The organism is Streptomyces sp. NPDC051561, assembly GCF_044454195.1.
Classification (GTDB): Bacteria; Actinomycetota; Actinomycetes; order Streptomycetales; family Streptomycetaceae; genus Streptomyces.
In genome coordinates, this window is record NZ_JBITDM010000016.1 from 1 (window position 1) to 25839 (window position 25839).

General features: G+C 71.1%; 28 protein-coding genes. 10 read left to right on the top strand and 18 right to left on the bottom strand.

The genetic code is table 11. The features are described from left to right. Nucleotides 1–168 precede the first annotated feature (168 nt). The gene (locus ACIA73_RS28795; RefSeq protein WP_399441709.1) at nucleotides 169–1533 is read left to right on the top strand and encodes an aminotransferase class I/II-fold pyridoxal phosphate-dependent enzyme; all 1365 of its coding nucleotides are present in this window, start codon (nucleotides 169–171) and stop codon (nucleotides 1531–1533) included. Nucleotides 1534–1602: 69 nt separating this feature from the next. Beyond that, nucleotides 1603–2661 (top strand): MBL fold metallo-hydrolase, encoded by a 1059-nt coding sequence (locus ACIA73_RS28800; protein WP_399441710.1) that lies wholly within the window; start codon nucleotides 1603–1605, stop codon nucleotides 2659–2661. Nucleotides 2662–2771: 110 nt separating this feature from the next. Here ACIA73_RS28800 and ACIA73_RS28805 read toward each other — a convergent pair whose 3' ends face one another. Together ACIA73_RS28805 and ACIA73_RS28810 are read right to left on the bottom strand one after the other, a co-directional pair. Next, nucleotides 2772–3395, bottom strand: a complete 624-nt coding sequence (locus tag ACIA73_RS28805) for a DedA family protein (protein WP_399441873.1) — start codon at nucleotides 3393–3395, stop codon at nucleotides 2772–2774. Nucleotides 3396–3457: 62 nt separating this feature from the next. Next, nucleotides 3458–4276 carry an MBL fold metallo-hydrolase gene (locus ACIA73_RS28810; protein ID WP_399441711.1) on the bottom strand — a complete coding sequence of 273 codons (819 nt, stop codon included), beginning with the start codon at nucleotides 4274–4276 and terminating at the stop codon, nucleotides 3458–3460. Nucleotides 4277–4422: 146 nt separating this feature from the next. On the opposite strand from ACIA73_RS28810, the gene ACIA73_RS28815 reads away from it, so the two are divergent. The 3 genes from ACIA73_RS28815 to ACIA73_RS28825 all read left to right on the top strand — a co-directional run bounded on the left by ACIA73_RS28815 (nucleotide 4423) and on the right by ACIA73_RS28825 (nucleotide 8655). After that, nucleotides 4423–4884, top strand: coding sequence for a hypothetical protein (locus ACIA73_RS28815; RefSeq protein ID WP_399441712.1), 462 nt, complete (start codon nucleotides 4423–4425; stop codon nucleotides 4882–4884). A gap of 147 nt (nucleotides 4885–5031) precedes the next feature. After that, nucleotides 5032–7188, top strand: coding sequence for an alkaline phosphatase family protein (locus tag ACIA73_RS28820; RefSeq protein ID WP_399441713.1), 2157 nt, complete (start codon nucleotides 5032–5034; stop codon nucleotides 7186–7188). A gap of 81 nt (nucleotides 7189–7269) precedes the next feature. Next, nucleotides 7270–8655 (top strand): amino acid permease, encoded by a 1386-nt coding sequence (locus tag ACIA73_RS28825; RefSeq protein ID WP_399441714.1) that lies wholly within the window; start codon nucleotides 7270–7272, stop codon nucleotides 8653–8655. 55 nt (nucleotides 8656–8710) lie between these two features. On the opposite strand, the gene ACIA73_RS28830 is transcribed toward ACIA73_RS28825, so the two are convergent. The 3 genes from ACIA73_RS28830 to ACIA73_RS28840 form a co-directional block, all read right to left on the bottom strand. Further along, nucleotides 8711–9502 (bottom strand): RNA polymerase sigma factor SigF, encoded by a 792-nt coding sequence (locus tag ACIA73_RS28830; protein ID WP_399441716.1) that lies wholly within the window; start codon nucleotides 9500–9502, stop codon nucleotides 8711–8713. A gap of 317 nt (nucleotides 9503–9819) precedes the next feature. Then, on the bottom strand, nucleotides 9820–10080 hold the full coding sequence (locus ACIA73_RS28835; RefSeq protein WP_399441717.1) for a DUF4235 domain-containing protein: 261 nt from the start codon (nucleotides 10078–10080) through the stop codon (nucleotides 9820–9822). 5 nt (nucleotides 10081–10085) lie between these two features. Next, complete coding sequence (locus tag ACIA73_RS28840; protein WP_399441718.1) at nucleotides 10086–10232, bottom strand: hypothetical protein; 147 nt, start codon at nucleotides 10230–10232, stop codon at nucleotides 10086–10088. Nucleotides 10233–10663: 431 nt separating this feature from the next. On the opposite strand from ACIA73_RS28840, the gene ACIA73_RS28845 reads away from it, so the two are divergent. The 3 genes from ACIA73_RS28845 (at nucleotide 10664) to ACIA73_RS28855 (ending at nucleotide 13304) form a co-directional block, all read left to right on the top strand. After that, nucleotides 10664–11047, top strand: coding sequence for a DUF2795 domain-containing protein (locus ACIA73_RS28845; RefSeq protein WP_399441719.1), 384 nt, complete (start codon nucleotides 10664–10666; stop codon nucleotides 11045–11047). Nucleotides 11048–11129: 82 nt separating this feature from the next. Further along, on the top strand, nucleotides 11130–11672 hold the full coding sequence (locus ACIA73_RS28850) for a type 1 glutamine amidotransferase domain-containing protein (RefSeq protein ID WP_399441720.1): 543 nt from the start codon (nucleotides 11130–11132) through the stop codon (nucleotides 11670–11672). A gap of 108 nt (nucleotides 11673–11780) precedes the next feature. Further along, nucleotides 11781–13304, top strand: coding sequence for a bifunctional phosphatase PAP2/diacylglycerol kinase family protein (locus tag ACIA73_RS28855; protein ID WP_399441721.1), 1524 nt, complete (start codon nucleotides 11781–11783; stop codon nucleotides 13302–13304). On the opposite strand, the gene ACIA73_RS28860 is transcribed toward ACIA73_RS28855, so the two are convergent. The 11 genes from ACIA73_RS28860 to ACIA73_RS28910 all read right to left on the bottom strand — a co-directional run bounded on the left by ACIA73_RS28860 (nucleotide 13261) and on the right by ACIA73_RS28910 (nucleotide 20179). Continuing rightward, nucleotides 13261–14316 carry a cation diffusion facilitator family transporter gene (locus ACIA73_RS28860; RefSeq protein ID WP_399441722.1) on the bottom strand — a complete coding sequence of 352 codons (1056 nt, stop codon included), beginning with the start codon at nucleotides 14314–14316 and terminating at the stop codon, nucleotides 13261–13263. The genes ACIA73_RS28855 and ACIA73_RS28860 overlap by 44 nt on opposite strands. Nucleotides 14317–14322: 6 nt before the next feature. Continuing rightward, the gene (locus ACIA73_RS28865) at nucleotides 14323–14580 is read right to left on the bottom strand and encodes a gas vesicle protein K (RefSeq protein ID WP_399441874.1); all 258 of its coding nucleotides are present in this window, start codon (nucleotides 14578–14580) and stop codon (nucleotides 14323–14325) included. 241 nt (nucleotides 14581–14821) lie between these two features. Further along, complete coding sequence (locus ACIA73_RS28870; RefSeq protein ID WP_399441723.1) at nucleotides 14822–15037, bottom strand: gas vesicle protein; 216 nt, start codon at nucleotides 15035–15037, stop codon at nucleotides 14822–14824. After that, a complete protein-coding gene (locus ACIA73_RS28875) occupies nucleotides 15034–15912 on the bottom strand; it encodes a GvpL/GvpF family gas vesicle protein (RefSeq protein WP_399441724.1) in 879 nt (292 codons plus the stop codon). Before ACIA73_RS28875 ends, ACIA73_RS28870 begins: the two co-directional genes overlap by 4 nt. Beyond that, entirely contained in the window at nucleotides 15909–16295 is a 387-nt protein-coding gene (locus ACIA73_RS28880; RefSeq protein WP_399441725.1) for a gas vesicle protein, read from the bottom strand. Before ACIA73_RS28880 ends, ACIA73_RS28875 begins: the two co-directional genes overlap by 4 nt. Further along, nucleotides 16292–17518: an SRPBCC family protein gene (locus ACIA73_RS28885; RefSeq protein ID WP_399441726.1), complete on the bottom strand. Its 1227-nt coding sequence runs from the start codon at nucleotides 17516–17518 to the stop codon at nucleotides 16292–16294. Before ACIA73_RS28885 ends, ACIA73_RS28880 begins: the two co-directional genes overlap by 4 nt. Then, a complete protein-coding gene (locus ACIA73_RS28890) occupies nucleotides 17511–18254 on the bottom strand; it encodes a DNA primase (protein ID WP_399441727.1) in 744 nt (247 codons plus the stop codon). Before ACIA73_RS28890 ends, ACIA73_RS28885 begins: the two co-directional genes overlap by 8 nt. Before the next feature lie 70 nt (nucleotides 18255–18324). Further along, the gene (locus ACIA73_RS28895; protein ID WP_399441728.1) at nucleotides 18325–18576 is read right to left on the bottom strand and encodes a gas vesicle protein GvpG; all 252 of its coding nucleotides are present in this window, start codon (nucleotides 18574–18576) and stop codon (nucleotides 18325–18327) included. Nucleotides 18577–18582: 6 nt separating this feature from the next. Further along, entirely contained in the window at nucleotides 18583–19299 is a 717-nt protein-coding gene (locus ACIA73_RS28900) for a GvpL/GvpF family gas vesicle protein (RefSeq protein ID WP_399441729.1), read from the bottom strand. After that, nucleotides 19296–19724, bottom strand: a complete 429-nt coding sequence (locus tag ACIA73_RS28905) for a gas vesicle structural protein GvpA (RefSeq protein ID WP_399441730.1) — start codon at nucleotides 19722–19724, stop codon at nucleotides 19296–19298. The genes ACIA73_RS28900 and ACIA73_RS28905 overlap by 4 nt, the downstream gene beginning before the upstream one ends. Nucleotides 19725–19813: 89 nt before the next feature. Then, entirely contained in the window at nucleotides 19814–20179 is a 366-nt protein-coding gene (locus tag ACIA73_RS28910) for a gas vesicle protein (protein WP_399441731.1), read from the bottom strand. A 94-nt stretch (nucleotides 20180–20273) separates the two neighbouring features. On the opposite strand from ACIA73_RS28910, the gene ACIA73_RS28915 reads away from it, so the two are divergent. Further along, nucleotides 20274–21752, top strand: coding sequence for an MFS transporter (locus tag ACIA73_RS28915; RefSeq protein WP_399441732.1), 1479 nt, complete (start codon nucleotides 20274–20276; stop codon nucleotides 21750–21752). Nucleotides 21753–21806: 54 nt separating this feature from the next. Here the strand turns inward: ACIA73_RS28915 and ligD are convergent, their stop codons facing one another. Both ligD and ACIA73_RS28925 read right to left on the bottom strand, forming a co-directional pair. After that, nucleotides 21807–22748 carry a non-homologous end-joining DNA ligase gene (gene ligD, locus ACIA73_RS28920; RefSeq protein ID WP_399441733.1) on the bottom strand — a complete coding sequence of 314 codons (942 nt, stop codon included), beginning with the start codon at nucleotides 22746–22748 and terminating at the stop codon, nucleotides 21807–21809. Further along, nucleotides 22745–24616: a transketolase gene (locus tag ACIA73_RS28925; RefSeq protein WP_399441734.1), complete on the bottom strand. Its 1872-nt coding sequence runs from the start codon at nucleotides 24614–24616 to the stop codon at nucleotides 22745–22747. The genes ligD and ACIA73_RS28925 overlap by 4 nt, the downstream gene beginning before the upstream one ends. Before the next feature lie 220 nt (nucleotides 24617–24836). On the opposite strand from ACIA73_RS28925, the gene ACIA73_RS28930 reads away from it, so the two are divergent. Beyond that, nucleotides 24837–25796 (top strand): TIGR03557 family F420-dependent LLM class oxidoreductase, encoded by a 960-nt coding sequence (locus tag ACIA73_RS28930; RefSeq protein ID WP_399441735.1) that lies wholly within the window; start codon nucleotides 24837–24839, stop codon nucleotides 25794–25796. The last annotated feature ends 43 nt before the right edge of the window (nucleotides 25797–25839 follow it).

Sequence of the window (25839 nt, forward strand, 5' to 3'; positions counted from 1 at the left end):
GGGGGCGGCCCCCGACGGAGTCGCACCCTCCCGGCCCCGGCCCACCCCGGTACCGCCGCCCCGCCCCGGACCACCGCCCCGCCCCCCATGCGCCCCCGCCCAACCACACATATAAAGGGCCAGGGGGCGCAACCCCCGGAAAAACGACCTCACCCCCGAGAGGCCCCCATGCAGCGGACCCTCCCCGAGGACCAGGGCCGGGTCCAGCACGGCCCCCCACCCCCGCCGCCCGGACTCCCCGTACTGCCCGAACTGGCCGAAGCTCTGGCCGACGCGGCAGACCTGACCCGCGTCGATCCCCCGGGCGGCGGCACGGAAATACGCGACGCCGCCGCCGCCCACTGGCACCGGCGCTCCCTCCCGGTCGAAGCGCACGAAGTGGTCGCCGCCCCCGGCGCCCCACCCCTGCTGTTCGCTCTGATGGCCGCCATCGGCGGAGATGTCCTGCTGCCGCGCCCCTGCCCGGCCTGGTGGGCCCCGCAGGTACGGCTGCTGGGCGGTGCGCGAGCCGCCTATCACGTGCCCACGCCCGCCGAGTGCGGCGGCGTCCCCGACCCGTACGCCCTGCTGGAGACGGTCCGGCGGGTACGGGCGGAGGGCGGCGCCCCACGTCTGCTGGTGCTGTCCGTGCCGGACGACCCGACGGCGACGGTCGCCCCGCCGGAAGTGGTGCACCAGGTGTGCGAGGCCGCACTCGCCGAGGGGCTGTTCGTGGTGAGCGACGAGACATGGCGGGACACCCTGCACCGGCCGACCCGCACCCCGGTGCACCGCCCCGCACCCCGCCCGTCGCACCGCCCCCCACACCACGGGACGACCGGCCGCACGGTCCTTTCCCCACGGCCAGGTCCCGGCACGCCCACCGGCCCGACCGGCCCCGGAACCCCGCCGCTCCCCGGGCCCGTCTTCCTCAGCGCAGCCGAAATGTTCCCCGACCACGTGGTCGTCCTCTCCGATCTGGCCGGGGCCCTGGTGCCGACCACCTGGCGCGTCGCCGTCGCCCGGCTCCCGGACACCGCGTACGGGTCCGCGCTCCGCGCCCGGGTCCTCGACGCCCTGGCCGCGCTCGGGGCCACCGTCCCGGCGCCCCTCGCCGCGGCCGCGACGTACGCGCTGGGTGATCCGGAGCCCGTGGTGACCCGGGCGAGGGCCGCCGCCGCACTGCACGCGCGAGTGCAGCACGCCGTGCTCCACGAGGTGCTGGCCGCGGGCGCGCTGGCCCGGCCGCCGACCGCCGGGCGGCATCTCTATGCCGATCTGGACCCGCTGCGCGACGGCCTCGCCGCGCGGGGGGTCAGCGACTCGATGGAGCTGGAGGAGTACCTCAGCGGCCGCCTGGGCACCCCTGTCCCCGGCGGCCACCGCTTCGGCGATCCGCTGTCCGCCCTGCGTGTACGGATCTCCACGGCACCGCTGCTCGGAGCAACCCCGGAAGAACGAATGGAGTCCCTGTCGGCGGAGGAACCGCTTGAACTGCCGCATCTGGAGCAGGCGTTGAACCACCTGGGCACGGCACTCGCCGAACTGGGCTGATCCGACCGAACTGGGCTGATCCGACGCCGCACCCCTCCCCTGCCGTACGCCTCCGAACGGAGCCTTTCGATGACGGAACAGACCGAACTGACCGAACCCCCGGAACACTCCGCGGGCCGGGCCTCGGATCTGGTGGAACGATCCCGTCCCGCCGAGCGTTCCTCCGGCACCCGCCCCCTCGGCGAGGTCCGCACCACCCCCTGGCCCCGGACCTTCGCCGACCGTCTCACCGCCCCGCTCCCCGGCGTGCGCGCGCTCGCCAGGCTGGCCCGTGAGGGTGCGATGAGGCCGGGCAGGGAGGGGCTGCGGGACATCGCACGGCTGCCGTTCGAGCCGGGCCCGCTGCCGGTGGTGGATGCCGCGACGGTGGCCGTCACCTGGGCGGGGCACGCCAGTTGGGTGGTGCGGATCGGCGGGCTCACGGTGCTCACCGACCCGGTCTGGTCGCGGAAGATCCTCGGTACGCCGGCCCGGATCACCCCGGTGGGGGTGCGCTGGGAGGACCTGCCACCGGTCGACGCCGTGGTCATCAGCCACAACCACTACGACCACCTGGACGCCCCCACCCTCAAGAGACTCCCGCGCGACACCGCACTCTTCGTCCCGGCGGGCCTCGCCCGCTGGTGCCGCCGCCGGGGGTTCACCCGGGTCACCGAGCTGGACTGGTGGGAGGGCGCCGAATTCGGCGGCGTACGGCTGGACTTCGTCCCCGCACACCACTGGAGCAAGCGGTCCCTCGTCGACACCTGCCGCACGCTGTGGGGCGGATGGGTTCTGAGTGATCAGCGGGGCCAGAGTGTGTACTTCGCCGGGGACACCGGATACGGCCACTGGTTCCGGGAGATCGGCGACCGCCACCCCGGCCTCGATCTGGCGCTGCTGCCCATCGGGGCGTACGAGCCGCGCTGGTGGCTGCGGGACGTCCACATGGACCCGGAGGAAGCGGTGCGGGCGTGCGCGGAGGTGGGCGCGCGGCAGATGGCACCCATGCACTGGGGCACCTTCGTGCTCTCCGCCGAACCCGTCCTGGAACCCCTCACCCGGGTCCGCGCCGCCTGGGAGCGGGCGGGCCGCGCACGCGAGGAGCTGTGGGATCTGGCGGTCGGGGCGTCCCGGGTCATGACGTGACGGTGTCCGGGCGGCGGGACGTACCCACGCGGTCGGAGCGCCCGGCGCGGTTCAAAGGCCCGAGCGGTTGGAGCGCCCGAAGCGGTTCGGGCACCCGAAGCGGTTCGCTCTCAGGCCGTCGCCCGTCGCGCCCGCCGCCACAGTGAGGGCACCGCGCTGATCAGCAGCGTGACCGCGATCGCCGCCGCCACCCCTTCCCAGGGGCGGGAGAAGAGGCTGCCGCCGAGCACTCCGATGAGCTGGTAGGCCGCCGCCCACGCCAGGCAGGCCGGTATGTCACCCCGGGCGAACCGGCCGATCGGCATCTTCGCGAGCAGGCAGGCGAGCATCACCGGGATCCGCCCGGCCGGTACCAGCCGGGACAGGGTCAGCACCTGTGAACGGTGCTCCTCCAGCTTCTGCTGGGCCTGCTGGAGGCGTTGTTCGGGCGCCCGCCTGCGCAGCGCGTCCAGCCACTTCGAGCCGTGCTCGGAGCGCACCCCGCGCACCCCCAGCCAGTACAGCGCCAGGTCCCCCACGAAGGCCGCGGCGGCCGCCACCACGAAGACGATCAGCAGCGACAGGACCGGCAGACTCTGGTGCAGGGCGACCACCGCCGCCGTACTCACCAGCGCCCCCGTGGGCACCACCGGCACCAGCGCGCCCAGTGCCACCAGCGCGAACAGCGCCGGGTAGCCGAACGCCTGCTGGGTCGCCTCCGGCGGCACGGGGACGTTCACCGCCTGCGTCTGCACCGCCTCAAGGGCGTCGGCCAGCCACTGTCCGGCATCGCCCTGCGCGGCTCTCCACTGCCCGCTCACGCAGGTCCCTCCGTCGTTACGCTCTCGCCGTGCTCCAGCCGGTGCACCGCCACCTCGGGCGCCAGCGCGGCCGCCTTCCGTACGAACTCGTGCCCCGGTGCGTGGAACTCGTGGGGTCGCACCCCGTCCAGCCCTATCGGCCAGTACGTCCCGTAGTGCACCGGTACGGCGTGTCGCGGATCCAGTATGGCAAGCGCCTGGGCCGCCCGGCCCGCGTCCAGGTGTCCGGGGCCCAGGTTGGGGCCCCAGCCGCCGACCGGCAGCAGTGCGGTGCCGATCGGGCCGACCGCCTCGGCCATCCCGTCGTAGAGGCCGGTGTCCCCGGCGAAGTAGGTGGCGGACGCGCCCTCGACGACGTAACCCAGCGCGGGACAGCGGTGCGGGCCGACGGGCAGCCGGCGGCCGTCGTGCTCGGCGTGGACCGCCCGGACGGTCAGGGCACCGACGCGCACGCGGTCGCCGGGCCCGACCTCGGCCGTGCGGAACCTGCGCAGTCCGGAGACCTGGCGCACGGCGCCGCGCGGCACGACCACCAGGGTGCCGGGGGCGAGCCGGGCGAGGGAGGGCAGATGGAGGTGGTCGGAGTGCAGGTGGGAGATGAGGACGGCGTCCGCGCGCAGCGCCTCGGCCGTGGGGAGGGCGCCCCGGCGGCGGCGCAGGTGGGCGAAGCGGCGCACGAAGAGGGGGTCAGTCAGCACCCGCACCCCAGAGTCCTCGATCGTGCAGGTGGCGTGCCCCCACCAGGTGACGGCGGTACCTGCCTGGGCGGTGCCTGGTGCACGGAGGCCCGGTTCGCGGGGGCCTTCGCTGTTCACAGCTGTCCGGGCTTCACAGTGTTCCGGGCTCCTTCCGCGCGACGCCGTCCACCCTACGGCGCACCCCGCGCCCACGGTGCACGCCTCCTCGCGCGGGGCCGGTCCGGAGTAGGGTCTGGCGGTGACAGCGGCGAAGGGGACGGGTCATGGACGACGCGCGTGCGGACACCGACGGCGCCCGGGGTGACGTTCCGGGCGATGTCCGGGGTGATCTGCGGGTGGCGGCGATCGCCGGCCTGACCCCGCTGGAGGAGCTGGACCACGACCCCTTCCTGGTGGACACCCGCAGTCAGCACGCGATGTGCGCGCGATGGGCGGCCGACAAGGGGTATGTGGTCACCCGTCGGCTGGTGCTGCACGGGCTGCGCCCCGACCACCGCGCACTGTGGGCCGATGTCGAGGCCGGTCATGTCGACATCTTCGTGGTGCCCAACAGACGTGTTCTGGACCGGGCGCTGGCCTCGGCCCACGAGTTCTCCGCGGAGTGCGAGCGGCGCGGTGTGCGGCTGGAGGAGGCGGGGCTCGACGAGCCGGTCTACAGCGCGCCGATGAAGGCGGATGTGCACCGTCGGCTGTCCATGCCGACGGCGGGTTACGACGGCTGCTGACCGCCACCACTCCCGGCTCGGGACCGCAGCTTGTCCGCCTATGTCCCCTCTCGGCGCGAAGTGTCAGTGCGCTGTGTCACCCTTGCCGGACGAGCGGAGCCCCGGACGGCCGGGGCCGGCAGGGACCGAAGAGGCAGGTAGGGCGTGGTGGCCGAAGGGCGCGGGCGCAGAGCGAGCTGGCGGCGGGCGGGCGGCACCCTGCTGCGGGTGATCACCGTCTGGGCGGTCTCCACCCTCACCATGCTGGCGCTGGCCGGGATCCTTCCCGACTTCCAGTTGCAGAGCGACGACAAGGAGTCGCTGACCAGCGTCGCCGTCACCGCCGTCTGGGGTGCGGGCGCCTTCGGTCTGCTCTCGGCGCTGGTCTGGCCGCTCGCCGTGCGGGCCCTGCTGCTGGTGCCCGCGCTGGTCCTCGGTCTGCTGGTGTTCTTCCTCAACGGCTCGCTGCTGCTGGTCGCGCTGAGCCTCATTCCGGACGGACGCGGCGAGTCGGATCCGCAGACCGCGGTGGTGGTCGCCGCCGTGATGTCGGCCGTGGCGTCGACGACGTCCACCGCGTTCGCGGTGCGTGACGACGAGGCGTACCGGCGCAGGCTCTCGCGTCTCGCGCAACGGCGTCGCGGCGGGCGGCGCGACGAGGGCCGGCACGGGATGCCCGGCACCCTCTTCCTCCAGCTCGACGGGCTCGGCCACGACACCCTGCGCCGCGCCCTCGACGACGGACTGATGCCGACGGTGGCGAATCTGGTGGAGCCGGAGGGCTCCTTCGTCCCCTCCCACCGGCTCACCCCGTGGCGCACCGACTGGTCCAGCCAGACCGGCGCCAGCCAGCTCGGCATCCTGCACGGCTCCAACCACGACGTCCCGGCCTTCCGCTGGTACGAGAAGGAGACCGGCCGGACCATGGTGTGCTCCAGCCCGGCCAGCACGGCCGAGCTCCAGCAGCGCGCCATCGAGCGGACCGGGGACGGCGGACTGCTCACCTACGACGGCGCCAGCCGGGGCAATCTCTTCTCCGGCGGCGCCGACCAGCTCGCCCTGGTGCTCTCCATCGCCGCCCGCCGGGGGCCCAACAACCGCTCCCGTGCCGGGTACTTCGCCTACTTCTCCGACCCCGCCAACGCGGTCCGCACCGCGATGTCCTTCGTCGCGGAGGTGGTTCGCGAGATCCGCTCGTCCGTCCGTTCACGGCTCCGCAAGGAGACCCCGCGCATCGGCCGCGGCGGCTTCTACCCCTTCATCCGTGCCTTCGCGACGGTCATCGAACGCGACGTGGTGGTCGCCGCGGTCATCGGCGACCTGCTGGCCGGACGTACCGCGATCTACGCGGATCTGGTCGCCTACGACGAGGTCGCCCACCACTCGGGGCCGCGCAGCCAGGACGCCGAGAAGATCCTGCGCCGCCTCGACCGCTCGCTCGCCCTGCTGGTCAAGGTCGCCGAGCACGCCCCGCGCGCGTACCGGGTGGTGCTGCTCTCCGACCACGGGCAGAGCCCCGGCGAGACCTTCCAGGGCCGCTTCGGGCTGACGTTGCGGGATTACGTCCGGGCGAGCTGCGGGCTGCCCATTCCGCGCCGCGCCGAGCACACCAAGAGCGGCTCCGAGGCCCGGGACGCGGTCCGGATCGCCCTGCACCGCCCGCCCGCCGGCACCGAGGAGGAGCAGCCCCCGTCGGCCGTCTCCGGTTCCGACCCGATCGTGCTCGCCTCCGGCAATCTGGGCCTGGTCAGCTTCCCGGACCTGCCGGGTCGCGCCTCCCGCGAGGAGATCGACCGCCGCCACCCCGCCCTGCTGCGGATGCTGGCCGGTCACCCGGGGATCGGTTTCGTACTGGTGCGGAGCGAGGCGTACGGCGCGGTGGTGCTCGGCCCCGGCGGCTCGGAGATTCCGCTGCCCGAGCTGCGGGACGGCGAGGGCCCGTTGCAGCACTTCGGCAAGGGCGCGGCCGACGCGATCCGGCGTACCGACACCTTTCCGCACACCGCCGACCTCATGATCAACTCGGTGTACGACCCGGAGACCGGGCAGGTGCACGCCTTCGAGGAGCAGATCGGTTCGCACGGAGGTCTGGGCGGCGAACAGACCCGCCCCTTCCTGCTGTGGCCGCTCGCACTGTCCGAGCCGGTGCCCGAGGGGGCGGAGCTCGTCGGTGCGCAAGCCGTTCACCAGGTACTTCGTCGCTGGTTGCGCGAATGCCAGGGGCCACAGGTGCCGTTGGGGGCCGCGCAGGATTCCTTGTCGAAGGTGCCGGACGAAGGAGGTTTTCCCGCCACGGACCGCGCCGTACAGAATGAAAAAGCTTGATTTGGTGCAGCCTTGCCCGTACCCGACCATGGCTGTCGCCCGGCGACCCTGGGCACTTCGTACGGCGAGAGGCACCACCCCATGCACGACACCGGAACCGTTCCGCAGCCGGATCCGGCAGCCCCCACAGACAGCTCGGACGGTGGCGGCAAGCACTCCCGCCGGTTCGGTCTCGGGGTCGCCACCACGTTGGTGATGGGGAACATCATCGGCGGCGGAATCTTCCTGCTGCCCGCCTCCGTCGCACCGTTCGGCACCATCAGCCTGGTCGCCTTCGGCGTGCTGACGCTCGGTGCGATCTGTCTGGCCCTGGTCTTCGGCAAGCTGGCCAATCAGCATCCGAGGACGGGCGGCCCGTACGTCTACGCCCGTGAGGCGTTCGGCGACTTCGCCGGGTTCCTGGCCGCCTGGAGCTACTGGATCACCGCCTGGGTGTCGAACGCGGCGCTCGCCGTGGCGGCCGTCGGCTATCTCGACGTACTGATCCCGCTGGGTGACTCCAAGATGGCGATGATGCTGGCGGCGCTGGTCATCCAGTGGCTGCCGGCCGCCGCCAACCTCGCGGGCACCCGCTATGTCGGAGCGGTGCAGGTCGTCGCCACCGTACTGAAGTTCGCGCCGCTGCTGCTGGTCGCGATCGGCGGTCTCTTCACCTTCGAGGCGGACAATCTGGGCCCGTTCCAGGCCAGTGGCTCCGGTCCGGTCGGGGCGATCTCCGCGTCCGCGGCGATCCTGCTCTTCAGCTATCTGGGCGTGGAGTCGGCCGCGGTCAGCGCGGGCGAGGTGCGCAACCCGCGCCGCAACGTGGGCCGGGCGACCATCTTCGGCACGCTGGGCGCCGCGTTCGTCTACCTGCTGGGCACGCTCTCGGTGTTCGGCAATGTTCCGCACGACAGGCTGGTGGACTCCGGGGCGCCCTTCTCCGACGCGGTGAACCACATGTTCGGCGGCAGCTGGGGCGGCACGGTGGTCGCCTGCGCGGCACTTATCTCGATCCTCGGTGCGCTGAACGGCTGGACCCTGCTGAGTGCCCAGACCCCGTACGCGGCGGCCAAGGACGGGCTCTTCCCGTCCGTCTTCGCGACGAAGCGCCGCGGTGTCCCGACGGTCGGTGTGATCGTGACCGTGGTACTCGCCTCGCTGCTGACCATCTACAACTACACGGCGGGCTCGGACGGTGTCTTCGAGGTGCTGGTGCTGGTCACCACGTTCACCGCGACCGTTCCCTATCTGCTGGCCACGGCCGCGCAGTTGTACTTCCTGCTGTCGGGGCAGTCGGAGCGGGTGAACCGGGGGCGGCTGGTCCGCGACGGCGTGCTGGCGGCGCTGGCCGCGGGCTTCTCGATGTGGCTGGTCGCCGGATCCGGGTACGCCGCCGTCTACCAGGGCGTGCTGTTCCTGTTCGCGGGCGTGATCGTGTACGCGTGCATGTCGGCCCGCAAGAAGCGGGCCGGGGCCGCGGCCTAGGTACGGGGGCGGGCACCCGGCCGGGGCCCCGGCACAGGCTCGTGGAAGCGGGCCCTCATGCCGCTTCCTTGAGCGCCTGGGCGCGCAGCTGGGTGCAGCACCTGTTGATCAGCCGGGAGACGTGCATCTGGGAGAGGCCGAGGTCCTCGGCGATGCTGCTCTGCGTCATGTCGCGGAAGAACCGCATGTAAAGGATCTGCCGCTCCCGCTCCGGGAGTTGGCGCAGCCCCGGCTTCACGGCCTCGCGGTCGACCACCACTTCCAAAGCCGGATCGGGTCCGCCGATGGCGTCGATGAGGGAGTAGCCGTCCCCGCTGCCGGGAAGTTCCGCGTCCAGCGACAGGGCGGTGAAGGAGTCCAGGGCTTCGAGGCCGGAGAGCGCCTCCGCCTCGCTCATGCCCGCCTGGGCGGCGATCTCGGCGACCGTCGGGGAGCGGCCCACCATCGTCTGGGCCAGCTCCTGGTGCGCGGCGCGCACCCGGTTGCGCAGGTCCTGGACGCGGCGCGGCACATGGAGGGTCCACATGTGGTCGCGGAAGTGCCGCTTGATCTCACCCGTAATGGTCGGTACGGCGAAGCTCTCGAAGGCGGACCCGTGCTCGGGGTCGTAACGGTCGACCGCCTTGACCAGGCCCAGCGCTGCCACCTGTCGCAGATCCTCCAGCGCCTCGCCGCGGTTGCGGAACCTGCCCGCGAGCCGCTCGGCCATCGGCAGCCACGCGTTGACGATCTCCTGCCGGATCACCTCGCGCTCGTACCCCTCGGGAAGCCCGGCCAGCCGGTGGAAGGCGGCGGCGGTGTCGGGGGCGTCGTCATGCGGGTGCTTGCCTGGAATCTGAGTACGCATGGTGCAACTCCCTGTGACGGAACGGTGCAGACGAATGGATGTCACCGCTGGAAGGGAGAAACCGGAGCTCGGGTGCCCGCCGTTTGGAACAGCACACGCCCGGAGCACAGAGACCGCTCCCACGGGCGTGCCTCCGGTCCGAAGCACGGGGTTCGCCTGCCCTGAGCTGCCCGGGGCAAACGGGGAGCGAGTCGATCTGTGACCGGCGGCACAGTCGGAGCCCGGTGGGTGAACTCCGGGGCCTGGCCGGGCCGTACGGGTCAGGGCGTCGGATGCGGAGCCGGTGGCTGATCCGGCCGGGGGTCGGACACCGGCGCTCAGCTGGGCCAGTACCCCGTGAAACGGCGCACGACGGTGGCGCCACTGCGCTCGACCGTCGTGCGTACGACGGCGAATATCGCGCCTTCGAGGGCGACGGCGGGCAGGATCTCGCGCCAGCGGCGGTCACGGTCCAGTCCGTCCGGGGCGTCGTCCTCGCCGGTGACCACCTTCCAGGTCTTGCGGAACGCGGCGCCGGCGAGCATGCCGCCCGCCAAGCCGAAGATCATGCCGAGCGGCTTGTAGAGCACTTTGCCCATGGGTTTCAGACCTTTCCCTTCGCGTAGCGGCCGAGACGGACCGCCGGTTCGCCGTCCTTCGCCGGTGGGGCGAGCAGGACTTCCTCGTAACGGCCGAGCGCGAGTATCGCGCCGAGCATGAACACGGGTAGCAGCACGGCCAGCAGAGCCATGGCCCCGTCCTTCCCTGGAGGTGGCACGGGCCCCGGTTTCGTCCGGGCCTGGTGTCATGCGGGTGACCGCCCTCACAGCCGGTAAACCCGCGAGGGCACGGGCCCGGCACTCCGTCCGAAAACCCCTCCCGGGCTCACCCGGAACCCACTCCGGGCGCGGACTGAGCACCGCCGTCCCTGACAGTGCGTCGTCCGCGCCCGGAGCCCATCCCTATCCCAGTGGCCGTGCGGCCGCGATCCGGGTCCCCCGCTTCGGCGAGCCCAAACCCCTTGCCCAAGAAGGAAGTTGGAACGGGATCGCGGGAGCGGGTTTCCGCACATGGCCGCACATGGCCGCGAGCCGGTTTACGGCCCATGTGCGGAAGCGGGTTTACGGCCCATGTGTCGGGTACCCGCCCAAAACCCCCGACAGATCATGGAGTGATGCATTCATGCAGCGTGGCAGCGACCGGGTCAGCCGGCGCCAGGACGACGAGATGAAGCAGGAGCTGCAGGGGCAGCTGCGGTCCGGCCACCCGACCAGGACCGAGGAGTGGCACGACCCGGAGCCGGTGGCCGACGACGACCCGGCGCTCGCCTCGGACCCGGCGCCGCGGCCCGGCCCCGCGGGCGAGTTCGAGAAGGTGCGCTTCGAGCTGGCCCGGCATCTGGGCCGCACCCAGTTCCCGGCGGACCGGGACGCGGTGGTGGCCATGCTGCGGCACGGCCACGCCCCGGAGAAGCTCTGCGAGGTGGTCTCGGCGCTCCCCGAGGGGTCGGTGTTCGACAATGTCCAGGCGGTGGCGGTGGCCGCGGTGCCGGGCGCCCCGGTCTGAACGGATCGCTCCGAACCGCTCTGAACAGACGCTCCGAACCCCTATGAACTCCGAACCCCTCTGAACAGAGAGGAAGCACAGCATGCGGATCGCATTTCTCGCCGCGCCCGAGGGCGTCGAACAGGTCGAGCTGACCGAGCCCTGGCGGGCGGTGACCGCCACCGGTGACACCCCCCGGCTGGTTTCCACCACCCCCGGCAGCATCCGGGCCTTCCACCACCTCGACAAGGGCGACAGCTTCCCCGTCGACCAGGTGGTGGCGGACGCCTCCGTGGAGGAGTACGGCGCCCTGGTGCTGCCCGGCGGGCTCGCCAACCCGGACGCGCTGCGGATGGACGCCGAGGCGGTCGCCTTCGTCAAGGGCTTCTTCGCGGCGGGCAAGCCGGTCGCGGCGATCTGCCACGCCCCGTGGACGCTGATCGAGGCGGATGTGCTGTCCGGCCGGACGCTCACCTCCTGGCCCAGTCTGCGCACCGACATCAGCAACGCGGGCGGCACCTGGGTCGACGAGCAGGTGAAGGTCTGCACCGGCGGACCCAACACCCTGATCACCAGCCGCAAGCCGGACGACCTCAAGGCGTTCTGCGAGGCGTTCACCGCGGAGTTCGCGAAGAGCGGGCACTGAAGAGCGCGCACCGACGCCACCGGACAACCCTGCGGCCCCCACCCACAGCTCCACGGGTGGGGGCCCGCGCCTTTGGTTCGGAGCGGCCCGGGCGGGTAACCGGTTGCCATGTCTGAGCCCCTTTCCCCAACACCCGCGGCCCGTCACACCACCCACCGGATCGGCGACTGGCTGACCGCCCGCGACCATGCCGTGTTCCATGCCGTCGCCGCCCGGCACTGGCCGGGCGCCGACCGGGTGCTGCCCCGGCTCAGTCAGAGCGCCAACCACGGGCTGCTGTGGTTCGGCGCGGCGGCCGGCATCGCCGCGTTCGGCGGCAGCACCCGCTCCCGGCGGGCGGCGATCCGCGGGGTCGCCTCGCTGGCGCTGGCGTCGGCGACGGTCAATACGGTCGGCAAGCGTTCGGTGCGGCGGATAAGGCCGGTCCTGGACACGGTGCCGCTGATTCGTCAGCTGAAGCGCCAGCCCGTCACCACGTCCTTCCCGTCCGGCCACTCCGCGTCCGCCGCCGCCTTCGCGACCGGGGTCGCCCTGGAGTCCAGGGGCTGGGGCGCCGCCGTCGCCCCGGTGGCGGGCGCCGTCGCACTGTCCCGGATCTACACCGGCGCACACTTTCCCAGTGATGTGCTGGTCGGTGCCGCGCTCGGCGTGGGCGCCGCCTTCGCCGTACGGGGGCTGGTGCCGACGCGTGACCAGCTGCCCTCCCCCGGCCGCCCGCACACCGACGCCCCCCGGCTGCCCGACGGCCAGGACCTGATCGTGGTGGTGAACAAGGCGTCCGGCAGCGCTGCCGCCAAGGCCGCTCTGGTACGGGAGTCGCTGCCCGCCGCCGAGGTGCGCGAGGTGGACCCCGAGGACCTCTGTGCCGAGCTGGACAAGGCGGTGCGCAGCGGACGCGCCCTGGGCGTGTGCGGCGGCGACGGTACGGTCAACAGGGCGGCGGTGGCGGCCTCGCAGGCCGGGGTTCCGCTGGCCGTCTTCCCGGGCGGGACGCTCAACCACTTCGCGTACGACCTCGGCATCGAGACCGTCCAGGACACCTGCCGGGCACTGGCCGAGGGCGACGCGGTCAAGGTCGACCTGGGCCGCTTCACCCCTGGCCCGAACGAGGACGGCTCCCCCGGCTACTTCCTCAACACTTTCAGCCTGGGCGCCTACCCGGAGCTGGTCCGCATCAGGGAGCACTGGTCGCCGCGGATCGGTGGCTGGCCGGCGGGCGTCCTGGCCGCCTATCAGGTACTGCGCGGGGAGCGGCCGTTGGAGGCCGAGGTGCGCGGCAAGAAGCGCGGGATGTGGATGCTGTTCGCCGGAAACGGCCTGTACCAGCGGATGGGGCCGACCCCGGGCCGCCGCTTCGACCTCGCGGACGGGCTGCTGGACGTCCGGGTGGTGCACGGCGGGCGGCTGCCGGGGCTGCGGCTGATGCTGGCGGCCGTGGCGGGTCCGCTGAGCAAGTCCCCGTTCCACGCGGCGGGCCGGATGCGGCGGATGCGGGTGGCGGGGATCGAGCCCGGGACGCCGCTCGCCTTCGACGGTGAAGTGGCGGCGGCGCCCGGAGCGTTCGTGGTGGACAAGGCGGACGAGGCGCTTACGGTGTACCGTCCGCTGCCGACCGCACAGAGCGCCCTGTAGGACTTGCCGGACGCTCCAACGGCGGCAGCTCCGCTTCCTCCGGGAGGAGTTCGCCGTCGGCGTGCTCGTCGGTGGGCGCCTCCGTCACATCGAGAAAGACCTGGTCGGCCTCCGGCCAGGTCTTTCTGATGTCCCGCTTGATGCGCTCGGAGACCAGCTCGACGCGCTCGCTGTCCAGGCCGGGCATCAGGTCGATGCGGGCGGCCACCAGGGTCGATTCCATGCCGAGCCGCATGGTGAGCAGCGAGACCAGCCGGTCGATCTCCGGCTGGGCGGCAAGGAACTCGCGGATGCCGTCGTCCAGTTCCACGTCGACGGCCTCACCGATGAGCTGGGCGCGGGCGTCCGAGCCGAGCCGGTAGGCGACGTACACCAGGAGCAGTCCGATGGTGAGCGAGGCCGCGGCCTCGTAGGCGACCTGGTGGGTCACCATGTGCAGGACCATGCCGGTCATGGCGACCAGCACGCCGACCACCGCGGTGCTGTCCTCGGCGACCACGGTGCGCAGGGCCGGGTCCTTGCCGAGGCCCTTGCCGGGCTGTTTGCGGACCTGCCACAGGGCGCGGACCAGGGAGGTTCCCTCGGCGAGCAGGGCCACGAAGAGGACGATGAGCCCGGCGACGTAACCGCTGGTGGACTCACCGGCCGACGGCGCGGTCAGGGCCTCGATGCCCTGGTAGAAGGAGAATCCGGCGCCGAGCACGAAGATGCCGACGGCGGCGAGGAGCGACCAGAAGTAGCGCTCCTTGCCGTAGCCGAAGGGGTGCTGGCGGTCGGCGGGACGCCGGCTGCGGCGCAGGGCGGCCAGCAGGAAGACCTCGTTGATGCTGTCCGCGACGGAGTGCGCGGCCTCGGAGAGCAGCGCGGGCGAGGACGCGATGAGGCCGCCGACAGCTTTGGCGGCGGCGATCAGGAGATTGGCTCCGAGGGCGACCAGGATGGTGACCCTGGTCTTGTGGTCGGACGAACCGCCACCCTCGGAGCCTTCACTGGATGTGGAGTTTTCGGTCACCGTGGGTCAATTCCGTGGGAGCAGGGGGCCCAGTGGGCCCAGGTCGATGTTGAGGTCCTCGGGCTCCAGGCCGAACTTGTCGCGCAGGATGCCCATCCGGTCCTCCAGGAGCATCAGCGTCATGCCGATGCGCTCCTCCTGTTCCTCGGTGAGCTCGCCGGTGTCGACACGGCGCAGCGCCTGGCGCTCCATGAGCTGGCGGAGCAGTTCGACCACGGTCAGGACGAGTTTCACCAGGTCGCGTTCGACGGTGTCCGCGTCCAGCTCGACCCGGCGTCGGGTCTCGTCGTCGGCCTTGTCCGCCGGACTCTCCTTGCGGCTGCTGCCGAGGCCGACGGCGCCGTTGCTCCGCCCGGAGACGGCTTCCGCGCCCAGGACGTTGCCGAGTGCGGTGTCGAGGTCCACGGCGCTGAGGTCGACATCGGCGGTCGGGGTGAGGCGGTCGGCGTCGAGCCGCCGCACCTCGGCGGGGGTCAGGTCTTCGGTGGTCATCGCGGCTCCTCTCTCATCGCCTGTCTTCGAACGGGGACGGCACGTTCTCGCTGACCGAGCTGATGAGCGCGTTGAGGTCGATGCGTACGAGATCGACGTCCGCGATCCGCAGGGTCAGGTCACCGGCGAGCACCACGCCGCCCGCGAGCAGCCGGTCGAGCAGGTCGACCAGGGCGATCTCGCGCTGGGCGAGTGCGTCGATGTCGTGGTCGTCGGTGTAGTGGCTCATGCCGGGTCCCCCTTCGGCCGCTCGGCTGCGTCCTCCTTACCGGACGCCCCGATGTCCGCGAAGGAGTACGGCGCCCACGGGCCGGTCAGCTCGACCTGTACGCCCTCGCCCTCGGCGTCCTCGGGGGTCAGCGCGCGTACCTTCTCGACGAAGGCCTCGCTGTCCGCACGGGGCACCAGGTAGGCGGCGTTGAGCACGTTCTGCCCGCTGCGGCCGGAGAGCCGACCGTCCTGGAGGCGGTGCAGCAGGGCGTGCTCGGCGGCCTCCGAGAGCTCGGCGTGGATCCTGCGGCAGAGTGCGTCCGCGCGGTTCGAGGCGGTCTCCCGGGTACGTCGCTGGGCGAGCCGCTGCTGGAGGTAACTGCGCCCCGCGCCGGGCGTGTCCGCACTCGGCGCCGGCGCCTGCGTCTTCGGGGCGGCGGGGGCGGGCGCCGGATTCGAGGCGTACACCTTGACCCCCCACTCGATCCGGCCGTCCAGCCGGTCCAGGGTCGTGACGAAACGGCTGTGCCCGGATTCCAGGAGCCGCCGCACCCCGCTGTCGTCCCGGCAGATGGTGGCGAGCCGGAGCGGCACCGGGCTGGTGACCGTGGTCAGTGCGGTGATGACGTTCTGGTGGGTGCGGGCGGTGTCGGCCAGCCAGTCCAGGTCTTCGAGGTGGGCCTTGAGCGGCGCCTCGTCGAAGTCGGCGGCCGGCACCGGGCTGACCACGGCGACCAGGTCGCCGTGGTGCAGCAGCCGGGGCGGTTCCCCGTCCAGTCCGCGCCCGCCCTCGTCGGGGAGGACCCCGTCGAAGGGGCGGGTCACGGCGTAGACGTAACGGAGTTCCTCCTGGGGAATCGCTCCCGTGCCGGTGGTGTCTGTCGTAGCTGTCATGCCTTTTCGGTGTTCCCGTCCCGGGCGGATTCAAGCTTCCGCTCGCTCTCGCGTTCGCCCGCTGTGACGGCTTCCGCGGAGCTCGACTCCAGGTCGGCGATGCGGCGCTTGAGCCGCTCGTTCTCCTCGGCGATCTCGCGGCGCCTGGCGCCGGAGGACAGCGAAGGATCGTCCTCCCACCAGTCGATGCCCATCTCCTTGGCCTTGTCGACCGAGGCGACGATCAGGCGCAGTTTGATCGTGAGGAGCTCGATATCCAGGAGATTGATCTTGATGTCTCCCGCGATCACGACGCCCTTGTCCAGGACCCGTTCCAGGATGTCGGCGAGGTTGGCCCCGCCTCCCGACCCGTACGGGTCGGGCATTCTGGCAGCAGTGCTCATCGGTGACCCTTGTCTCCGGAGTCCGCGTACTCACGCTGCTTGCGGGAGTCCGCGTCCTCCTCGTCGTCGTCCTCGACGAGCTCGGCGTCCTCGTACTCGGCCTCGGGGTCCTCCTCCTCGGCCTCTTCCTCGTACTCGGCCTCCGGCTCGCCCTCTTCCTCGTCGTACTCGGCATCGGGCTCACCCTCTTCCTCGTACTCGGCCTCGGGTTCCCCGTCGTCCTCCTCGTACTCGGCGTCGGGGTCGTGTTCCTCGTCCCCCTCGTCCTCGTACTCGGCCTCCTGCTCGCCGTCGTCGGGGCCGTGCTCGTCGTCGCCCTCGTGCTCCTCGGAGTCCTGGCCCTCCTCCTCGGCGCGGGCCTCTTCCTCCTCGGCGATGGCGTCCTCGTGGGTCTTGACGACCTCGCCGTCCTCGATGGTGCCGCGCCACCCGTCGTCGATTTCGCCCTTCATCGAGATGTGCCGGGCGTAGTTCTTGAGGTCGAGCCGGGCCCGGCGGCCCTGGGCGCGCCAGATGTTGCCGGTCTTCTCGAACAGGCCCTTGGGGTAGTACTCCATGACCAGGCACACCCGGGTGAGGTTGTCGCCCAGCGGGTGGAAGGTGACGACGCCCTTGGTGGTGCCCTTGGCACCCTCGGTGGTCCAGGAGAGCCGGTGGTCCGGCAGCTGCTGGGTGGTGTGGGCCTTCCAGCTCCGGTTGGACCAGAAAACCTTCAGCTTCCAGTCGGAGGTGGTGTCGTCGGCGGTGGTGGCGCTCTTGACGCCCTTGGCGAAGGTGGAGAAGTCCTCGTAGCGGGTCCACTGGTCGTAGGCGACCCGTACCGGCACGCCGACGTCGATGGTCTCCAGGATGACGATCGGCTTGCCTCCGCCGCCGCCCTTCTTGCGCTTGCCCTTGCCGCCGAACAGGCCGGACACCGCGTCCTTGGCCTTGTCCTTGAGGTGGCCGGCGCCGAGTTCCACGGCGCTGCGCACCGGGCCCTTGCCCTCGGCGAGCTTGCGGCCGCCGTCCAGGGCGAGCTTGGCGAAGCCGGGGCTGTTGCCCTCGGCGATGTCGGTGAGCTTGGAGGTGGACTCGCCGAGCTTGCGGCCCACGCCGACCAGTACGCGCTCGGCCTGGGCGGCCAGATACGCCTGGAACTCCTGCTTCAGCCGGTCGGTGATCTCACTGTCCGGCTTGAGTGCGCCGGTGAGGCTCTCGGCGGGATTCTTGGTGTCAGCCACGGCCACGGCCTCCCCTCGATGCGGTCTTCTTCGCTGCCCCGGCGGTCTTCTTGGCGGTGCCGGAGGTGGTCTTCTTCGCCGCCGTACCGGAAGCGGTTCGCGAGGCGGTCTTCTTGGCCGCGCCGGCGCCGGATGCGGTCTTCTTGGCGGTCCCGGAACCGGTCTTCCCGGCCGTACGGGAGCCGGACGCGGACCCGGACGAGCCCGAGCGGGAGGAACCGGAACGGGAGGAACCGGAGCGGGACGACCCGGATTCCGAGGAACGGGAATCGGACGGACCGGACTCGGAGGACGCCGCCCTCTTGCGGGTCTGCCGCCGGGGCTGCTCGCGCTCCTCGGTCTCCTCCTCGGGCTCCTCGTCCTGCTCCTCGTCCCGGCCCTTGTCCTGGTCCTTGAGACTGGTGATGTCCGGCACGATGCCGGCCGCCTTGTCCTGGACGTTGAGAGTGCTGCTGTGCAGCCGGTCGGCGAGCCCGCCGAGCTGGCGGTTGATGATCGCACCGGTGGCGGCCTTGCCGACGCCGCGCATGTCCTCGCGCAGCTGGTCGCCTATCTCCTTGAACTGCGGGTTGTTCTGCAACTGAGAGGAGGCGAAGTCCATCAGCGCCTTCGGGCTCAGCTGCAGCTTCTTGCCCGCGACGAAAGTGCCGACGGCGAAGGCGAACTTGAGCTTCTTCGTCCGCCCCAGCAGATAGCCCGCTCCTACAGCGAGCCCCAGGCCGAGCCTGTTGTTCATGACGAATCCTGCTTTCCGGTCGTTTTCGGGTCGAGCCCCACTGTCGGGCCCCGCTCAGGACGGGCCCCGCTCAGGGCGGGGGAGCCTGTTGCTGCCTCTGCTGGTGTTCCAGCCGGTCGAGGAGCTCGTCCTCACGGCGGTCGAACTCCGCGTCGTCGATCTCGCCGGACTCCAACTGCCCTTCCAGGCGCCGGAGTTCGGCCTGAATCGCCGCGGGGTCGTAGTACTGCTTCTCCGCCTCCGAGACCACCTGCCGCAGCACCCAGCCGGTGCCGCGGACAGGGGCCAGCGGAAGCAGCAGCAGCTCACCCAGGAGACCCATGGGTTCTCATTCCACGAAGCTGTAGGGGGGCAGCGGGCCGTTGACCTGAAGCACCAGGTGCGGGGCCTCGCGCTGGAGCGCGTCCACCGCGTCACTGAACGAGGCGGCGTCCTCGCGCCCCACCAGGAAGGACACGTTGGCCAGCCAGCCGGTGGACTCGGGCCCCGGGCTGACGTCCACCGAGGCACCCTCAAGTGCCTCGCGCACCAGCTGCGCGTCCTGCTGCTCGCGCTGCTGCACGGCGGCCACGACACGCTCGCCGAGCTGGAGCTTCTGCTCGTAACTGCCGCCACCCGCAGCCCTGTTGGCCTCGTTGAGGGTGCGCAGCTCGGCGTTCTCGGCCAGTACGTGGTGCAGTACGGCCTCTTCGTCGTGGGTGGCCTTGACGTTGTACTCGACCTTGCCCTCAAGGGCGTCGAGCCGCTCCAGATAGTGCTTCTCGCGTTCGGCGAGGACGGTGCTCACCGCCTCGTCGTCGGTCGAGACGCTGCCGAAGCGCATCGGCAGTACGGCGCCGCTCGCGCCGGCCTCGGAGAGCACGCTCTGGTGGGCGAGCAGATCGCGGCGCTTGGGCCGCAGATTCTCCGGGCTCTCGCTGACCAGGGCGGTCAGTTCGCCGGTCCTGATGAGCCGGACGGGCTGCGGCGGATCGCCGACTCCGCCCATCCGCTCCGGGAGCCCGGGGTGAGCCGCCCGGGTGATTCCGTAGACGTAGGTGCTCATTCCTGCTCCTCCTTCCGGCGGGACGTGGTGCGCCGCGCCCGCGGCTTCGACTCGCTCTGGCCGCCCTCGTCACGTGCCTGCTGGAACGCGCCGGATATGGTCTCGGCCGCTCCGGACAGGGCGCCCTTGGTCTTGCCGGACGCGCCCTTCTCCATCATGTCGCCGGTGATGTCGGTCAGACCCGAGGGCTTCTTGGCACCGGTCTCCAGGTCGAGACGGTTACAGGCCTCGGCGAACCGCAGATAGGTGTCCACGCTCGCCACCACGACACGGATGTCGATCTTCAGGATCTCGATGCCGACCAGGGAGACACGGACGAACGCGTCGATGACGAGCCCCCGGTCGAGAACGAGCTCCAGGACGTCGTAGAGGCCGCTGGTACCGCCGCCGCCTCCACCACCTTGCTGTGCCGGTACAACGGACATATGAACCGGTCCTCCTTCTCTTGCTTCTCTTGATCGGTTGCGCGGGCACCCCTGGGGTGCGCGGCACGCTCAGGTGCCGTGGGCCGGTGTTACTTCTTGTCGGCCCGGCCGCGCTCGTAACGGCCGACGCGGCGATATCCGGTGAGCTCGCCCTCCGGGTCCAGCTGGACCTCGTAACTGGCGAGCAGGCTCATGGTGTCGGGGACGCGCTCCAGTTCGAGCACCTCGACCCTCAGCACCCAGCCGCCCTCCGACTGCTCGAAGGAGGACACGGATTCGGCGGGCATTCCGGTGAGTTCCGAAATCTGCTCGCGGGCCGCCCGAAGGATCTGCATCGGGCCCGGCTTACGCGGCTTCGATTTCGGCTCTTCGGCCTGCTCGTGCCGTTCTTCGCTCTGTTCTTCGTCGGCCTTGGCTTGCGTTTTCTTCGGAGTGTTCTCTGATGTATTTGCCATGTCAGCCTCGGAGGTGCGGGTATCCCGGCAGGTCTGGCGCAAACCCCGCAACGGGTGAGCGTTGTTCGAATCACGGCGGGGTACTCGTCGCGCCATGACAACAACAGACAGCGGAGAGTTCCCGGAGGTCCGCACGCGCATTCCCGCGCGGCTGGACCGGTTGCCGTGGTCCCCCTGGCACTGGAGGATCATCATCGGCCTCGGCACGGTGTGGATCCTCGATGGCCTGGAAGTGACCATCGTCGGCAATATCGTCGTACGGCTCGCCGAAGAGGGAAGCGGTATCGCGATCACCACCACGCAGGTCACCACTACCGCCGCCGCACTCTATGTGGCGGGTGCGTGTGTGGGCGCCCTGTTCTTCGGCCGTCTCACCGACCTCTTCGGCCGCAAGAAACTCTTCATCATCACGCTCGCCGTCTATCTCGCGGCGACCGCGGCGACCGCACTGGCCGAATCGGCGTGGTTCTTCTTCGTCTGCCGGTTCTTCACCGGATTCGGTATCGGCGGTGAATACGCGGCGATCAACTCGGCCATCGACGAACTGATTCCGAGCAGGCTGCGCGGCCGTATCGACCTGATCATCAACGGTACGTTCTGGGCCGGCGCGGCTCTCGGTGCGCTGGCGTCGGTGGCGCTGCTGGACACGGACCTGTTCCCGAAGGACGTGGGCTGGCGGCTGGCGTTCGCGATCGGGGTGGTGCTGGGTCTGGTGATCCTGCTGGTACGTCGCCATGTGCCGGAAAGCCCGCGCTGGTTGATGGTGCACGGCAGGAACGAGGAGGCCGACCGCATCGTCTCCGAGGTCGAGCGGAAGGTCGCCGACGAGACCGGCGAGCGGCTGCCGGACCCGGAGGAGGAGATCACCGTCAGGCAGCGCGGCTCGATCGGCTTCCTGGAGATCATGCGGACCGTCTTCTCGCAGTACCGCAAGCGGGCGATCCTGGGCCTGTCGCTCTTCATCGGGCAGGCGTTCCTCTACAACTCGATCACCTTCGGGTACGCCGTCATCCTGGACAAGTTCTTCGGCGTGGGGACGGGGTCGGCGGCGTACTACTTCGCCGTCATCGCGGTCGGCAATCTGCTCGGACCGCTGATCCTGGGCCACTTCTTCGACTCGGTGGGCCGGGTGCCGATGATCGCCGGGACGTACATCCTGTCCGGGCTCCTCCTCTTCGGCACCGCCATGCTCTTCCAGAACGGCGCCCTGACGGCCACCACCATGACCGCCTGCTGGTGCGTCGTTCTCTTCTTCGCCTCGGCCGGGGCGAGTTCGGCCTATCTGACGGTCAGTGAGGTCTTTCCGCTGGAGACCCGCGCCATGTGCATCTCCTTCTTCTACGCGGTGGGCACGGCCCTCGGCGGCATCACAGGCCCGATCCTTTTCAACGGCCTGGTCAGCAGCGGCAAGCCCGCGGACACCACTCTGGCCTTCTGCATCGGTGCGGGCCTGATGGTCGCCGCAGGCATCGTCGAATCCTTCCTCGGCGTCAAGAGTGAACGCCGAAGCCTGGAGTCGATCGCCGCACCCCTGAGCACGGTGCCCCCGGCCCCCAGCGGCAGGACGGCGTAGAGGCAAGAGGGCGTAGCGGCGGGAGGTGGGGGCGGCTCCGGCGGGGCCGCCCCCCTACCCCACCGCCTTCAGCCTCTTTCTGGCCGGGCCCAGTGAGCGTCCCCTCGTCAGTACCCCCGCCCAGGGGTTCCGCTTCGCCTGCTCCAGGATTGCGTCCACGTCAGCGAGGGACCACGTCCGGGCAGTCACTCCCGGGTCGTCCACCTGCTCCCAGGAGATCGGCACCGCCACCGGCGCCCCCGCCAGCGCCCGCGGCGACCACGGCGCCACCCCCGTCTGCGCATACGCGTTGCGCTGCACGTCCAGATACAGCCGGTCCCCGCGCGCCCTCTTGCGCACCGCGGTGGTCAGCGTCGACGGATACCGGTCCGCCAGCACCTCCGTCACCTCCCTCGCGAAGCCCCGCGACTCCTCGAAGGTGGTGTGGCCGTTCAGCGGGACGATCACATGGAGCCCCTTGGAGCCCGTCGTCATCAGCGCCGAGGGCAGGTTCAACTGGTCCAGCAGTTCGCCCAGTCGGCGCGCCGCGTCCCGTACCGCCCCGAAGTCGTCCCGCGCCGGATCCAGGTCGAAGATCAGCCGGTCCGGCCACGGCAGCCGCTCGGTGCGCGACAGCCACCGGTGCAGGGCCAGGCACGCCTGGTCGGCGAGGAAGACCAGGGTGGCGCTGTCGTCGCAGACGACGTGGCGTACCGTCCCGCCCTCCTTGTCCAGCTTCGACCGCCGCACCCACGCCGGATAGCTCTCCGGAGTGTCCTTCTGAAGGAAGCTCGGCCCCTTCACCCCGTCCGGCCGCCGCTCCAGCATCAGCGGCCGGTCGCGCAGCTGCGGCAGCATGAACAGGGCGATCCGCCGGTAGTACGCCGCCAGGTCCGCCTTGCTGATTCCGGGGTCGGGAAAGAGCACCTTGTCGGGGCGGTGGACCGTGACGGTGTGCCGGCCGGCCCGGACGTCCAGCGTGCCGTCCGGGTCGTTGCCGTGGGCGGCACCGCTCATCGCACCACGGCCTTCTCCACCAGCAGCCGTACGGCCGTCGCCACCGACTCCGCGTCGATCCCGGCGCCGTACAACTGCTCGTCGGGGGTTGCCGATCCGGGCATGCTCGACACGGCGAGCCGGACCAGTCGCGGGGTCGGCCTGCCGTCGGCGAACGCCTCGGCGACGGCGTCGCCCAGCCCGCCCTCGGGGTGGTGGTCCTCCACGGTGACCAGGCACCCGGTCTCCTCGGCCGCCGCCCACAGGGTCCGGGCGTCCACCGGCTTGACCGAGTACAGGTCGATCACCCGTACGTCGATGCCGTCGGCGGCCAGCAGCCGCGCCGCCTCCAGCGCCTCCGGCACGGTCGTCCCGGCGGCCACCAGCGTCAGCCGGTCCTGCTCGCCCCGCCGCAGCACCTTGGACCCGCCGACCGGGAACTCCTCGTCGGGGCCGTAGATGACCTCGCTCTTGCCCCGGCCGGTGCGCAGATAGCGGATGCCCTTGAGGTCGGCCATGGTGGCGACCAGCCGCGCGGTCTGGTTGGCGTCGCACGGGCACAGCACCGTGCTGCCGTGCACGGCGCGCATCATCGCCAGGTCCTCCAGGCCCATCTGGGAGGGCCCGTCCTCACCGATCGCGACGCCCGCGTGCGAGCCGATCACATTGAGGTCGGCCCGGCTGATCGCGGCCATCCGGAGGAAGTCGTGGGCGCGGGTGAGGAAGGCGGCGAAGGTGGCGACGTACGGCACATGGCCGCGCACCTGCATCCCGACGCCCGCCGCGACCAGCAGCTGTTCGGCGATGTAGCACTCGAAGTACCGGTCGGGGTGTTCCTTGGCGAAGTACTCGGCCCGAGTGGAGTCGCCGACCTCGCCGTCCAGCACCACCACATCGCTGCGGGCCGAGCCGAGCGCGGTGAGCGCCTGGCCGAAGGCGTCGCGGGTGGCGACCTGGTCACCGTTGTCGGCGGCGGTCTCGAAGCGGGGCAGGGTCAGATGCCCGCTGGGTACGGCGTGCAGGGTGCGGGCCGCCGCCGGCTTCGCCACGTCGACATGGATCGCCCGTACGCCGCCCAGTTCGGCGATCGCCTCCGTCGCGTCCGGGAGCGGCTTGCCGTGCTTGCCCTCCTGGTCGGCGACCGCCTCCACTCCCTTGCCCTTGACGGTGCTCGCCAGGATCGCGGTCGGCTGTCGCAGCGTCGAACGGGCCTCCTCGTACGCCCGGTCCACGGCCTGCGCGTCGTGTCCGTCGACCTCGATGGTGTGCCAGCCGAACGCCTTGAGGCGCCGGGCGTACGCGTCGAGGTCGCGTCCGTGCCGGGTCGGGCCGCGCTGGCCCAGCCGGTTGACGTCCACGATCAGGGTGAGGTTGTCGAGCTGCTCGACGGCGGCGTGCTCGACGGCCTCCCACACCGACCCCTCGGCCATCTCGCTGTCCCCGCTGATCACCCACACCCGGTACGGGACCCGGTCCAGCCGCTTGCCGGACAGGGCCACCCCCACTCCCACCGGCAGGCCTTGCCCGAGCGAGCCCGTTGCCACGTCCACCCAGGGCAGTCGCGGGGTGGGGTGCCCTTCGAGGCGGCTGCCCTGGCGGCGGAAGGTGAGCAGTTCCTCGTCGGTGATCGCGCCGGCCGCCCGGTACATGGCGTACAGCAGCGGCGAGGCGTGCCCCTTGGAGAGGATCAGGTGGTCGTTGCCCGGGTGGTCGGGGCGCTCGAAGTCGTAACGCAGATGGTTCGCCAGGAGCACCGCGCCCAGTTCGGCGGCGGACATGGACGAGGTCGCGTGGCCGGACCCGGCCGCATCCGTGGCGCGAACGGAGTCCACCCTCAACTGCTGTGCGAGTTCGGCGAGTTCGGCGGCCGTCAGTCCTTCGGTGGGCATGTGTCTCCTCTGCGGTGCGGGTCTGCGATGCGTATGTGGCGGCTGTGGCGGCCTCGCGGTCGGCGCTCGGTCGGATACCTGTCGGGACTCGTCCCGCGTGCCCTCCCCGAGCCCACCCAAACTCCGTGATCGGTGTGTTTCCGGACGTCCCCGCGGGTTACTCGCCACAGTAGGAAGCTCACTCTGTTGGAAGGCACTCCCGTTGGAAGGCGCACTCCCCATGACCGAATTCGGCTACTTCCTCTCGTGCGAGGAGTTCGGACCCGTCGAGCTGGTGGAACAGGCCCGGATGGCCGAGCAGGCGGGTTTCCAGTCGCTGTGGATCTCCGACCACTTCCACCCGTGGAACGGCGAGCAGGGCCAGAGCCCGTTCGTCTGGTCGGTGATCGGCGCGCTGTCCGAGGCGGTGTCGCTGCCGGTGCAGACGGCGGTGACCTGCCCGACCGTGCGAATGCATCCGGCGATCGTGGCGCAGGCGGCGGCCACCGCGGCGGTGCAGCTGGGGGGCCGGTTCCGGCTGGGAGTGGGCAGCGGGGAGGCGCTCAACGAGCACATCATGGGCGGCCCCTGGCCGAGCGCCCGGGTGCGGCTGGACATGCTGGAGGAGGCCGTCCAACTGATCCGCAACCTCTTCGACGGCAATGAGGTCAGCCACGACGGCAGGCACTACAAGCTGGAGAACGCCCGGTTGTACACGGTGCCGGACGAGCCCGTCCCGATCGACATCTCCGCGTTCGGTCCCAAGGCGATGTCACTGGCCTCCCGGGTCGGCGACGGGCTCATCACCATGACGCCCGACGAAGGCGCGGTGACCCGGTTCCGCAAGGGCGGCGGCAGGGCGAAGCCGGTCAGCGGCGGCTACAAGGTCTGTTACGGGCCGGACCGGGCGGCGGCGGTCGACACCGCGCACCGACTGTGGGCCAATGAGCAGCTGCCCGGCGAGATGGGCCAGATCCTCTCCACCCCACGGCACTTCGAGCAGGTGTCCCAGCTGGTCACCAAGGAGATGGTGGCCGACAAGGTGGTGTGCGGCGACGACGTGGACGCCCACGTGGGGCGGCTGCGGGCGTACACCGACGCCGGGTTCGACCGGGTCTTCGTCAACCAGATCGGCCCGGACCAGCGCGGCTTCTTCGACTTCTACCGCACCAAGGTGCTGCCACAGGTTCAGGAGCCCTGAGATGCGACTGACGCAGGTCGTCCACCACCCGTCCCCCGCCTGG

Excerpts from the sequence above, each read along its gene's own strand:
- ACIA73_RS28795 (WP_399441709.1), top strand. The coding sequence starts at position 169 with ATGCAGCGGACCCTCCCCGAGGACCAGGGCCGGGTCCAGCACGGCCCC.
- ACIA73_RS28800 (WP_399441710.1), top strand. The coding sequence starts at position 1,603 with ATGACGGAACAGACCGAACTGACCGAACCCCCGGAACACTCCGCGGGC.
- ACIA73_RS28815 (WP_399441712.1), top strand. The coding sequence starts at position 4,423 with ATGGACGACGCGCGTGCGGACACCGACGGCGCCCGGGGTGACGTTCCG.
- ACIA73_RS28825 (WP_399441714.1), top strand. The coding sequence starts at position 7,270 with ATGCACGACACCGGAACCGTTCCGCAGCCGGATCCGGCAGCCCCCACA.
- ACIA73_RS28830 (WP_399441716.1), bottom strand. The coding sequence starts at position 9,502 with ATGCGTACTCAGATTCCAGGCAAGCACCCGCATGACGACGCCCCCGAC.
- ACIA73_RS28835 (WP_399441717.1), bottom strand. The coding sequence starts at position 10,080 with ATGGGCAAAGTGCTCTACAAGCCGCTCGGCATGATCTTCGGCTTGGCG.
- ACIA73_RS28840 (WP_399441718.1), bottom strand. The coding sequence starts at position 10,232 with ATGGCTCTGCTGGCCGTGCTGCTACCCGTGTTCATGCTCGGCGCGATA.
- ACIA73_RS28845 (WP_399441719.1), top strand. The coding sequence starts at position 10,664 with ATGCAGCGTGGCAGCGACCGGGTCAGCCGGCGCCAGGACGACGAGATG.
- ACIA73_RS28850 (WP_399441720.1), top strand. The coding sequence starts at position 11,130 with ATGCGGATCGCATTTCTCGCCGCGCCCGAGGGCGTCGAACAGGTCGAG.
- ACIA73_RS28855 (WP_399441721.1), top strand. The coding sequence starts at position 11,781 with ATGTCTGAGCCCCTTTCCCCAACACCCGCGGCCCGTCACACCACCCAC.
- ACIA73_RS28870 (WP_399441723.1), bottom strand. The coding sequence starts at position 15,037 with ATGAGCCACTACACCGACGACCACGACATCGACGCACTCGCCCAGCGC.
- ACIA73_RS28875 (WP_399441724.1), bottom strand. The coding sequence starts at position 15,912 with ATGACAGCTACGACAGACACCACCGGCACGGGAGCGATTCCCCAGGAG.
- ACIA73_RS28880 (WP_399441725.1), bottom strand. The coding sequence starts at position 16,295 with ATGAGCACTGCTGCCAGAATGCCCGACCCGTACGGGTCGGGAGGCGGG.
- ACIA73_RS28890 (WP_399441727.1), bottom strand. The coding sequence starts at position 18,254 with ATGAACAACAGGCTCGGCCTGGGGCTCGCTGTAGGAGCGGGCTATCTG.
- ACIA73_RS28895 (WP_399441728.1), bottom strand. The coding sequence starts at position 18,576 with ATGGGTCTCCTGGGTGAGCTGCTGCTGCTTCCGCTGGCCCCTGTCCGC.
- ACIA73_RS28900 (WP_399441729.1), bottom strand. The coding sequence starts at position 19,299 with ATGAGCACCTACGTCTACGGAATCACCCGGGCGGCTCACCCCGGGCTC.
- ACIA73_RS28905 (WP_399441730.1), bottom strand. The coding sequence starts at position 19,724 with ATGTCCGTTGTACCGGCACAGCAAGGTGGTGGAGGCGGCGGCGGTACC.
- ACIA73_RS28910 (WP_399441731.1), bottom strand. The coding sequence starts at position 20,179 with ATGGCAAATACATCAGAGAACACTCCGAAGAAAACGCAAGCCAAGGCC.
- ACIA73_RS28915 (WP_399441732.1), top strand. The coding sequence starts at position 20,274 with ATGACAACAACAGACAGCGGAGAGTTCCCGGAGGTCCGCACGCGCATT.
- ligD (WP_399441733.1), bottom strand. The coding sequence starts at position 22,748 with ATGAGCGGTGCCGCCCACGGCAACGACCCGGACGGCACGCTGGACGTC.
- ACIA73_RS28925 (WP_399441734.1), bottom strand. The coding sequence starts at position 24,616 with ATGCCCACCGAAGGACTGACGGCCGCCGAACTCGCCGAACTCGCACAG.
- ACIA73_RS28930 (WP_399441735.1), top strand. The coding sequence starts at position 24,837 with ATGACCGAATTCGGCTACTTCCTCTCGTGCGAGGAGTTCGGACCCGTC.